Raw genomic sequence first — 9409 nt, 5'->3', positions numbered from 1 at the left:
GGGATGCGACCTGCCCTCCGGCAGGTCAAAGACGGGCGGGAGCGCCCCACCCGTCCAAGACATAAAACAAAGCCCAGTTAATCTCCGTCAGAGCCGCCGTTGATATCCATCAGATCTTCGTCAATTGCCGCCTGCACACCACCCGCTGCAGCTTTTTTCTTCTGCTCCGGGGTCATGTCCTCAACTTGGTCGCCCGCCAGCCGCACGGTTACCTCACGGTGCGCAAATCGAATGCCTTCGCGCTCAAACAGATCGCGGATCTCTTGGAACACGCGTTTACGGATCGTCCATTGATCCCCTGGCTTGGTCATGAACTTCACCCGGATGATCATAGCAGAATCCTGCATTTCAATCACGCCTTGCGACTTCAGCGGCTGGATGAAGTTGTCGCCAACAACCGGATCCTCCAGCAATTCCTGACCCAGTTTCTTGATCAGCTTGCGCACCTTTTCTACATCCGTGTCATAGGTGACGCGCAAGGGAAGCTTCATCATCACCCAATCGCGGGAATAATTAGTCAGAACCTTGATCTCACCAAAAGGGATCGTGTTCAACGCGCCCAGGTGGTGGCGCAGTTGGAATGACCGGACCGAGATTTTCTCAACCGTGCCTTTGACATCGCCAATATCGATGTATTCGCCTTTTCGGAACGCATCATCCAACAAGAAAAAGGCGCCGGAGAAAATATCCCGCACCAGAGTTTGCGATCCAAACCCAACCGCCAGACCGATCACACCTGCACCTGCGAACAGCGGAGAGACGTTGATACCGATCTCCATCAGTACAATCAGAATGATCGAGACCACAACAACCGCCAGAATGGCACCACGGAACAAGGGCAACAAGGTCGCCAGACGGCTTGCGCCCCCTGCCCCACCTTCGTCGCCCAATTCTCCTTCGGGCATGTCTGTTGTTTCGTCGTCTATCATGCTGTCGATCCAGATCCGGAACATGTGATAGACAATGTAGCCGATGAAAAGGATCGCAATAACATCAATGCCTTTGGAGGCCCAGGGACTGCTCAGCCAGGCCGCATCCGGGTTCCAGACAAAGATCAAGGCGACAACGCCAACCACAAAGGCCAGAAAACCTGCAACCCGCCGGGCCAAATCCTCAAAAGTGGCAACCGGGTGGCGACGCGGCACATCCACGTCATCTTCCGGCATATCATCTTCAAAGCTTTCCGCCGAACTCTGATGTCTGGCCCGCTTTTGGAAATAGCGCTCAATCACATAGTTGATTGCACCATACACCACCAAGATAGAGGTCAATACGATGTATGTCCCCGCCATCAGCGGAATTGAAACATTGCGCTCCAGGACCAGATCCCCGGCGAGCTCCAACCACCCAAAAATCATATAGGCAATAACAACAGGCCCCCAGGCGACGGACAAGATCCGCACCAACCAGGAACAGGTCTCCTTGGGTTTTCCGGCTCGAATGGCCCCGGAAATGGCGCGCCCGTTGACCAAAACCATTGCGAGGTTACCCAAAGTCCCCACAGCCGCCAGCCCGCCATAGACGAGTGCGTAAACGTTGTAGTTTAGGCCAAAGTCCCCAACCCACGTGGCAAAGATAACCGAACAGATATCATAGGTCGCAATTGCGGATGCCCAATAATAAAGCCGTTTCGCATCCCGATCGCTCAATACTGGGATGCGATATTGCGGCAAGAACGGAGATAACACCATGCGCCACAGATCAGACGCTGTGCGCGACAGGAAGAAGGCGGTGAAAATCGCAATAATCGTGAACTGAATCGATTGGTCATTTGCGCGGCCAAAAAACAGAAGCGCCGTGATCGCCACAAAGAGCATTGCAAAAATGGTCGCGCCGATCCCAGTGACGAATCGCATTACCAAGAACGGCATTTTTTCTGCATAGCCCTGAGGTTTATCTTTGATCCGCGCTACGACAAATTTGCGGGCAATCCGCTTGCCATAGATCTCAGTCGATAACCATCGCCCAATGAGAAGCAAAACAACGGCAGCGGCCAGAACTTCGAGATACTTCAAGATCCGACCGTCCGGGCTGGTCTGTCGCAGTACGTATTTGAATTCGAAAACAGAATACGGCAGCGCATCCAATCGGCTTGCCAACGCCAGTCGGAAAGAATCCATTCTGGACTGGGCTCGCATCAACGGCGATGGCCCCTCCATCGGGTTCTCGACCGGCGGCTCTTCGGCTGCAGGCGGTGCCGTATTAACAGGGTTCCCCGACGGGTCGATCACAATGACACCCAGCCCATTTGCAACGGCCTGTTCAATGGCCTCGCTCAAAGCCTCTGTGCGATCTTGGGAGGGAAGCGTCGCCGCAGCCTCCTGCGCCGCAGCCACTGTGGCAAAAAATAAACTAATCACAACTGCGAGAAGTCTGCGCAATATGCCTGACATTTCGCCACCTTTTCGAATAGAAAGTTAACTCACATTGAGATTATCCAGCCGATGGTTGATTGACCACGGGGTTTTCCCTTGTGCTTGGCAAAAGCCTTTGCTTGATTGCAACTGGGCCACTGTATCGTTATACGCGGGCGGGTGGGACAGACGGCCAAGAGCCACTGGAAATCTCCCGGTTTAATTGACCCGGTGCCCGCAAGTAACGAATTGCCTGGTTCACCAGGTCCAGGACCTGCCCGCTGGTCGGTGCAGTAAAAACAAGCGCCAGGTGCCAAAACGGCAACCTCGCCAGAACCGGGGCAGAAGATGGCCAAAGATTGGGGTCACGAATACGGGCGCATGCGATCGGTCAATCACCGTCCTAATCCGTGGCGAGGGATCACCTCTTCTTGTAGGACGCTGCCATGACGCCGAGCGAAATTGCATCCGACACCACCGATACGCCCGTTCGCGGCCCTCGTGTTGTGCTTTACAGTCATGACACCTTTGGCCTTGGCCATCTGCGTCGTTCACGGGCCTTGGCGGAAGCGATCACAGCCTCTGACCCTTCGGCGTCCGCCTTGATCCTGACGGGGTCACCTGTTGCCGGGCGTTTTGCGTTCCCCACCCGCGTCGACCACGTGCGCCTGCCGGGTGTGATCAAACGGTCCGACGGCTCCTATGCCTCGCGCACCTTGGGTATGGGGATCGAAGAAACAACCGAGCTGCGTGCCAATCTGATCCTATCCACGGTGGAAACTTATGCACCGGATATTCTGATTGTCGACAAAGAGCCCTGCGGGTTTCGCGGCGAGCTGTTGCCGACGCTAGAACGGCTGAAATCAGACGGCTCGGCGAAACTAGTGCTGGGCCTGCGCGATGTCTTGGACGAAGCCACGGTTCTGGCCGCCGAATGGGCGCGCAAAGGGGCCCTGGACGCGACCGAGCGCTTTTATGATGAGATCTGGGTCTATGGCCCTCGCTCCGTTTATGATCCAACCGCGGGCCTGCCGCTGTCATCCGAAACCCAAGCGCGCATGCATTGGACCGGCTATCTGCGCCGCGATCTGGGCGACGTTGGCACGCCCCCGCAGCAGCCTTATGTGCTGATTACCCCCGGTGGCGGCGGCGACGGAGCCACAATGGTGGATCTGGTTCTATCGGCCTATGAACAGGATCCCGACCTGTCCCCACGCGCTGTTTTGGTCTATGGCCCGTTTCTGTCCGGTGAGACCCGCGAAGAATTTGAAACCCGTGTTGCTCGGCTCGATGGCCGCGTAACTGCGGTGGGCTTTGAAAGCCAGATCGAAACCCTGTTTGCAGGCGCGCAAGGCGTGGTTGCCATGGGCGGTTACAATACGTTCTGCGAAGTCCTGTCCTTTGACAAACCCGCCCTGATCGTGCCCCGCGTCAAACCCAGACTGGAGCAATGGATCCGGGCCAGCCGCGCCGAAGAGCTGGGCCTTGTGACCATGCTGGATACCAAACGCGACGGTCTGACGCCCACATCAATGATCCGCGCGATCCGCGCGCTTGCGCAGCAACAGCCGCCTTCTGCGGCGGATCAACATGCTGAACTGTTAAATGGTTTGGACTACGTGACCGGGCGCGTGGACACTTTACTTGCGCGCACTGCGCCAAAGGCTGCTGAATGACAAATACTCCTCCCCTTGCTGTGCTGGTCAAAGGCTGGCCGCGCCTGTCTGAGACGTTCATCGCCCAAGAGCTGGTCGCGCTGGAAGAACAGGGCGTTGCATTTGAAATCTGGTCCCTGCGCCATCCGACCGATATCAAACGTCATCCGCTGCACGAACGCCTGCAAGCGCGCGTCCACTACCTGCCGGAATATCTGTACGAAGAGCCAGAACGCGTGTGGGCCGCCCGTGACGTTGCCCGCAAATTGCCAGGCTATGCCAAAGCCTATGAGATCTGGCGCGCAGATCTGCGGCGCGACATTACACCCAACCGCGTCCGCCGGTTTGGCCAGGCCTGCGTGCTGGCGGCTGAGATGTCAGACGACGTGCTGGCGATGTATTCGCATTTTCTGCACACCCCGTCCTCGGTTGCACGCTATGCTGGGATTATGCGCGGCATGCCTTGGAGTTTTGCGGCCCATGCCAAGGACATCTGGACCTCGCCGGATTGGGAAATCGCTGAAAAGCTTTCAGACAAAAGCTTTGGCGCCGCCTTTGGGGCCACATGTACCCGGTTTGGAGCAGAGCATTTGCAAGCCATGTCAGATGGCACCCCGGTGGATCTGATTTATCACGGTCTGGACCTCACGCGGTTCCCAGAACCGCCCGAACGGATCTGGCGCACATCAGACGCACCGCTCAAGCTGATGTCCGTGGGTCGATTGGTTGAAAAGAAAGGCTTTGACAATCTGATTGCGGCGCTTTCTCTGCTGCCTGCGGATCTGGACTGGCATTTCACCCATATCGGCGGCGGTGCTTTGGGCGACAAGCTGAAGGCACAAGCCGCCGAGGCCGGGATCGGCGACCGGATCACCTGGCGTGGAGCCTGTGACCAGCCCGAGGTGATCGCCGAAATGCGCGTCAGCGATCTTTTTGTGCTGCCCAGCCGTATTGCCAAAGATGGGGATCGCGATGGGCTGCCCAATGTGCTGATGGAAGCCGCCTCACAACGGTTGCCCATCCTGTCCACACCTGTTTCCGCGATCCCTGAATTCATTGACGATGGCATCCATGGTCGGCTCAGCTCGGATCACCCCCGTGATCTGGCGGCTGCGATCGTGGACATTGCCCGATCTCCCGATCACGTCGCAGAAATGGCGGAGGCCGCGCTGCACCGTCTGCGTCAGGACTTTGGTATGATGCCAGGCATCCTGCGATTGAAATCCCGCCTCACGGCATTGCTTCAGGACCAGTAACCATGCCCCCGGCGCCCCGCATCGCTTTTTATGCGCCGATGAAATCGCCCAACCACCCGGTCCCCTCTGGGGATCGTGAGATGGCGCGAAATCTGATGCGGATGATGGAATGCGCAGGCTGCACTGTCACATTGGTCAGCGATCTGCGGTGCCGGGACAAAGCAGGCGATGCAGAGGTGCAAGCCCAGCTGCTGCGTGAGGCCGAGGGCGAAGTGGCCAAGCTGACAAAGGAGCTTGCGCCATTTGACCTGTGGGTCACCTACCACAATTACTACAAGGCGCCGGATCTGATCGGTCCACGCCTCACACAGGCGCGCGGTGTGCCTTATGTGCAGATCGAAAGCACGCGGGCATTAAAACGCCTTGGCGGACCGTGGGACCAGTTTGCGCGGGCCGCACATGCCGCCGCAGACCACGCGGATCTGATCTTGTCGCTGACAGAGCGCGATCAAAAGACGCTGATCCGGGACCGGTTTGCTGCGCAAGCGTTAAACGTGCTGCCGCCCTTTTTATCCGCCACAGAGCTGCCCCACCCCTCAACTTTGCAGGGGCCAATGCTGAGTGCAGGAATGATGCGCCCCGGAGATAAGCTCGCGTCTTATCAATTGATCGCGGACACGTTGCGCCACCTTGATGGCGACTGGCAGCTGGATATTGCGGGCGACGGGCCAGCACAACCCGACGTGCGTGCAATGATGGCGCAGTTCGGGGGGCGCGTGCGGTTCCTTGGGCAACTGTCGCGCGGTGAACTGGCGCAGAAGTATCAAACCGCGCGGCTGTTTCTTTGGCCCGGCGTGAATGAGGCCTTTGGCATGGTCTATCTGGAAGCGCAGGCCTTTGGGCTGCCGATCATTGCCCAAAACCGCCCAGGCGTCAGCGAAGTCCTGTCGCCACTGAACCACGCTCGTACCGCCGATGTTACACTTGGCCCAAAGGGGCTGGTAGATCAGATCAAGACGCTGAGCCCATCGATCAGCCACAAGATCCAAACGGATGCACGACGTTTCATTGAAGACCGTCACCTCTTACCGGCTGCGGCTGAGGGGTTTTTGACCGCGATCACACCTTTGTTGGAGCAACAGTTATGACCCGCCTTGCGATGCTGCGCCATGGTCACACGCCTTGGAACCGTTTGGGCCGTATTCAGGGACGCAGTGATATCGCACTCGATGACGCCGCACGGGAGCAACTGGCGGCGCAAGCTTTGCCGCCGGACTGGGTCAATGCCGATCTTGTCGCCAGCCCATTGGAACGCGCCTGGCACACGGCAGAACTGGTGGCAAATCGCCCAGCCCGGCGTGAGCCTGATCTGATTGAAATGAACTGGGGGGATTGGGAAGGGCTTCATGGGCGCGACCTGAAAAACGATCCCCAAAGCGGGTTTAAAGACATCGAGCATTGGGGGTGGGATTTTCGCCCTCCGGGCGGCGAAACCCCGTCTGAGGTCTGGGACCGATTGGAACCTTGGCTCTTTCAGCTCAGCCAGGACACCATTGCCGTTTGTCACATCGGCATCATGCGTGTGATCCTGGCGCGGGCATATGGCTGGGATTTTGCAGGCCCTGCCCCCTTTGCCGTTAAACGCAACCGGCTTTTTGTGGTTGAAATTACTGGCACAGCCCTTACCCCCATTCCAGATCCTGTTCGCCTGATCCAAAAGGACACATTATGAAGGTTCAGATCATCGTCACCCATCTTCTCGGCTCGGGCCATCTGGCGCGCGCGCTGACACTTGGTCGCGCCTATGCGGCAGCCGGAGACGAGGTGCAGGTGCTGTCGGGCGGATTTCCCACACCGCAGTTATCGTCCCAAGGTGTGACGCTGGTGCAATTGCCGCCCCTGAAATCAGATGGTGTAAACTTCAAACGCCTGCTGGGTGAGGGAGGCGAACTGGCGGATGAGGCCTATTTTGAACGGCGCAAAGCGGCGCTGCGACAGGCGTTTCACGATTTTCAGCCGGACGTCATTATAACCGAGCTCTACCCGTTTGGCCGCCGCACCCTGCGGGTCGAATTCCGCGACATTATTGAAACCGCCCAACACGCAACGCCGCGTCCGCTGATCCTGTCGTCGATCCGCGATATTCTTGCCCCTCCGACCAAGCCGGAACGGATCGAGGAGTGCCACGATATTTTGACCGATCTCTATGATGGTGTCCTGGTGCATTCCGATCCAGAGACCACGCGCCTGGACCTCAGCTGGCCATTGGATCCAGCGTTGGAACCCAAAATCCACTATACCGGCTATGTGGCCCCCGCCGCACCAGAACCCCAACCCGATGGAGTTGGCAGAGGAGAAATCCTGGTCAGCGCAGGCGGCGGATCCATTGGGGATGAACTGTTTGAAGCAGCCATCCAAGCCAGTCGCCAGACACCAGAGCTGACGTGGCGGCTTTTGATCGGCGGCTCGGACGCTGCAACACGGGTTGACGCGTTCAAGGCACTCGGTTCCCCCGCCATTATCGAGGTTGCACGCCCGGATTTCCGCCAGATGATGTGCCATGCGGCCGTCTCAATCTCCATGTGCGGCTACAATACCGCCCTTGATGTGCTGCAATCCGGCGTGCCTGCGATCTTTATTCCTTTTGATGCAGGCACCGAAGTGGAACAGGGCATTCGCGCCGATGCGCTTGGAAAGCTTGGGGCGATCAAAACCCTGCGCCGCGCAACTTTGACGCCTGACCAACTGCTGGAGGCCGTGGCAGATCTGCGCCAGACGCCTCGTCGTGCGATCCCGCATCACCGGTTTGATGGCGCGCGCCAAACCGCGACGTTGACCCGCGAACTGCTGGACCGGCACAGGTCCCCTGAATGAGTAATCTGCGGTCCACCCAAATCGACTGGTCGCCGCTGAACGAAGAACTGCGGCATTGGACGCGCGACAATCGCCACTTGCCGCTGTGGTGGCGTGATGATGATGCTGTGGAACATACAGCAGCCTTTGATCACCTGTCCGCGCTGGCCGAAGATGTCAACATGCCGGTTCATCTGGCCATTATCCCCGCAAGGGTATCGCCAATTTTTGCGGCCAATCTGCCCGAACATTGCATCCCCGTGGTTCACGGCTGGGGGCATCACTCCTATGCTCAGGCAGCTGAAAAGAAGTCAGAATTTCCCCAAAGCCGCCCATTGATGGATCGCAAAGGGGATGCAACCACTGCTTTGACCAAGTTGACAGCCCTTTTGGGACCTCGGCTTGTTCCCATCTTTGTCCCGCCGTGGAACCGCATCGCAGCGGACCTTGTGCCGCAATTGGCCTCAATCGGCTATCGTGGCCTATCAACATTCAAACCGCGCACCCTACCAATGCCGGCTCCGGGACTTGTTCAGGTCAACACTCATATTGACCCAATCAACTGGCGTGGCGACCGATCTCTGGTGTCGCCTACCGCCTTGATCGCCGACCTTGTTGACACCCTGCGGCAACGTCGCACCGGCGACACTGACGCCACGGAACCGCTTGGACTGTTAACCCATCATCTGGTGCATGACCCAGCCATTTGGGCCTTCACGGAAGGCGTGATAAAACGCCTTCTGGATGGTCCAGCCACCGCGCATACCCCCTTGGCCCACCAGACAGGGCCCATTGAAACAAACAACAAGGAGCCCAAACAGACATGAGCCGCCTCGACAGTGTTATTCGAAGACTAACCGCCCAGCGCGCAGGGTTGAACTGGGCCGCAGAGCAGTTGCAGGGCACCCCCGGCGATGTGCTGGAACTGGGCCTGGGCAATGGGCGCACCTATGATCATCTGCGCACGGTGACACCAGACCGCCGGATCTGGGTGATCGACCGCAACCTCAACTGCCACCCGGACTGCGTGCCCCCCCAGGATGATTTCCTACAGGGAGATGCGGATGCCATGCTGTCGAAACTCGCAGAGGCAGGCCCACAGGTGATTTTGGCCCATTACGATCTTGGCACCGGCGTGGCTGCGGACAACCGGGTACTGGCAGAGGGGCTCGCACCGCTTGTGGCAAAAGTCATGCTGCCAGGCGGTCTGATCCTGTCAGATCAGGCTTTGCCTGGATTTGAACAGCTGCCCGAACCCTGCGATATCCCAAAGGGGCGATATAATTTTTATCGCGTGGCCTAAGGCCTCTTGCGACATCAACCGCACCGAGGGCCGGACCTGTCCATGAGG

8 protein-coding genes are annotated in these 9409 nt (G+C 58.1%); 7 read left to right on the top strand and 1 reads right to left on the bottom strand.

Annotated elements, in window-relative coordinates; translation table 11 throughout:
• Nucleotides 1-77 precede the first annotated feature (77 nt).
• Complete coding sequence (locus GFB49_RS12275; protein ID WP_153216177.1) at nucleotides 78-2393, bottom strand: mechanosensitive ion channel family protein; 2316 nt, start codon at nucleotides 2391-2393, stop codon at nucleotides 78-80.
• A 407-nt stretch (nucleotides 2394-2800) separates the two neighbouring features.
• Here GFB49_RS12275 and GFB49_RS12270 point away from each other — a divergent pair, with 407 nt between their 5' ends.
• The 7 genes from GFB49_RS12270 to GFB49_RS12240 are packed head-to-tail and all read left to right on the top strand — an operon-like array spanning nucleotide 2801 to nucleotide 9361.
• Nucleotides 2801-4030, top strand: a complete 1230-nt coding sequence (locus tag GFB49_RS12270; RefSeq protein ID WP_153216176.1) for a glycosyltransferase family protein — start codon at nucleotides 2801-2803, stop codon at nucleotides 4028-4030.
• Nucleotides 4027-5265: a glycosyltransferase gene (locus GFB49_RS12265; protein WP_153216175.1), complete on the top strand. Its 1239-nt coding sequence runs from the start codon at nucleotides 4027-4029 to the stop codon at nucleotides 5263-5265. Before GFB49_RS12270 ends, GFB49_RS12265 begins: the two co-directional genes overlap by 4 nt.
• A 2-nt stretch (nucleotides 5266-5267) precedes the next feature.
• The gene (locus GFB49_RS12260; protein WP_246149704.1) at nucleotides 5268-6353 is read left to right on the top strand and encodes a glycosyltransferase family 4 protein; all 1086 of its coding nucleotides are present in this window, start codon (nucleotides 5268-5270) and stop codon (nucleotides 6351-6353) included.
• Entirely contained in the window at nucleotides 6350-6937 is a 588-nt protein-coding gene (locus GFB49_RS12255; RefSeq protein ID WP_153216174.1) for a histidine phosphatase family protein, read from the top strand. Before GFB49_RS12260 ends, GFB49_RS12255 begins: the two co-directional genes overlap by 4 nt.
• Complete coding sequence (locus tag GFB49_RS12250) at nucleotides 6934-8079, top strand: glycosyltransferase family protein (RefSeq protein WP_153216173.1); 1146 nt, start codon at nucleotides 6934-6936, stop codon at nucleotides 8077-8079. Before GFB49_RS12255 ends, GFB49_RS12250 begins: the two co-directional genes overlap by 4 nt.
• Nucleotides 8076-8885 carry a polysaccharide deacetylase family protein gene (locus GFB49_RS12245; RefSeq protein WP_246149703.1) on the top strand — a complete coding sequence of 270 codons (810 nt, stop codon included), beginning with the start codon at nucleotides 8076-8078 and terminating at the stop codon, nucleotides 8883-8885. Before GFB49_RS12250 ends, GFB49_RS12245 begins: the two co-directional genes overlap by 4 nt.
• Nucleotides 8882-9361, top strand: a complete 480-nt coding sequence (locus tag GFB49_RS12240) for a class I SAM-dependent methyltransferase (protein ID WP_153216172.1) — start codon at nucleotides 8882-8884, stop codon at nucleotides 9359-9361. Before GFB49_RS12245 ends, GFB49_RS12240 begins: the two co-directional genes overlap by 4 nt.
• The last annotated feature ends 48 nt before the right edge of the window (nucleotides 9362-9409 follow it).

The sequence above is a fragment of the Tritonibacter litoralis genome (assembly GCF_009496005.1).
GTDB classification, from domain to species: domain Bacteria; phylum Pseudomonadota; class Alphaproteobacteria; order Rhodobacterales; family Rhodobacteraceae; genus Epibacterium; species Epibacterium litoralis.
The sequence above is the reverse complement of the archived record's forward strand: the minus strand, read 5'-3'. Positions and strand labels throughout refer to the sequence as shown.

Excerpts from the sequence above, each read along its gene's own strand:
- GFB49_RS12275 (WP_153216177.1), bottom strand. The coding sequence starts at position 2,393 with ATGTCAGGCATATTGCGCAGACTTCTCGCAGTTGTGATTAGTTTATTT.
- GFB49_RS12270 (WP_153216176.1), top strand. The coding sequence starts at position 2,801 with ATGACGCCGAGCGAAATTGCATCCGACACCACCGATACGCCCGTTCGC.
- GFB49_RS12265 (WP_153216175.1), top strand. The coding sequence starts at position 4,027 with ATGACAAATACTCCTCCCCTTGCTGTGCTGGTCAAAGGCTGGCCGCGC.
- GFB49_RS12260 (WP_246149704.1), top strand. The coding sequence starts at position 5,268 with ATGCCCCCGGCGCCCCGCATCGCTTTTTATGCGCCGATGAAATCGCCC.
- GFB49_RS12255 (WP_153216174.1), top strand. The coding sequence starts at position 6,350 with ATGACCCGCCTTGCGATGCTGCGCCATGGTCACACGCCTTGGAACCGT.
- GFB49_RS12250 (WP_153216173.1), top strand. The coding sequence starts at position 6,934 with ATGAAGGTTCAGATCATCGTCACCCATCTTCTCGGCTCGGGCCATCTG.
- GFB49_RS12245 (WP_246149703.1), top strand. The coding sequence starts at position 8,076 with ATGAGTAATCTGCGGTCCACCCAAATCGACTGGTCGCCGCTGAACGAA.
- GFB49_RS12240 (WP_153216172.1), top strand. The coding sequence starts at position 8,882 with ATGAGCCGCCTCGACAGTGTTATTCGAAGACTAACCGCCCAGCGCGCA.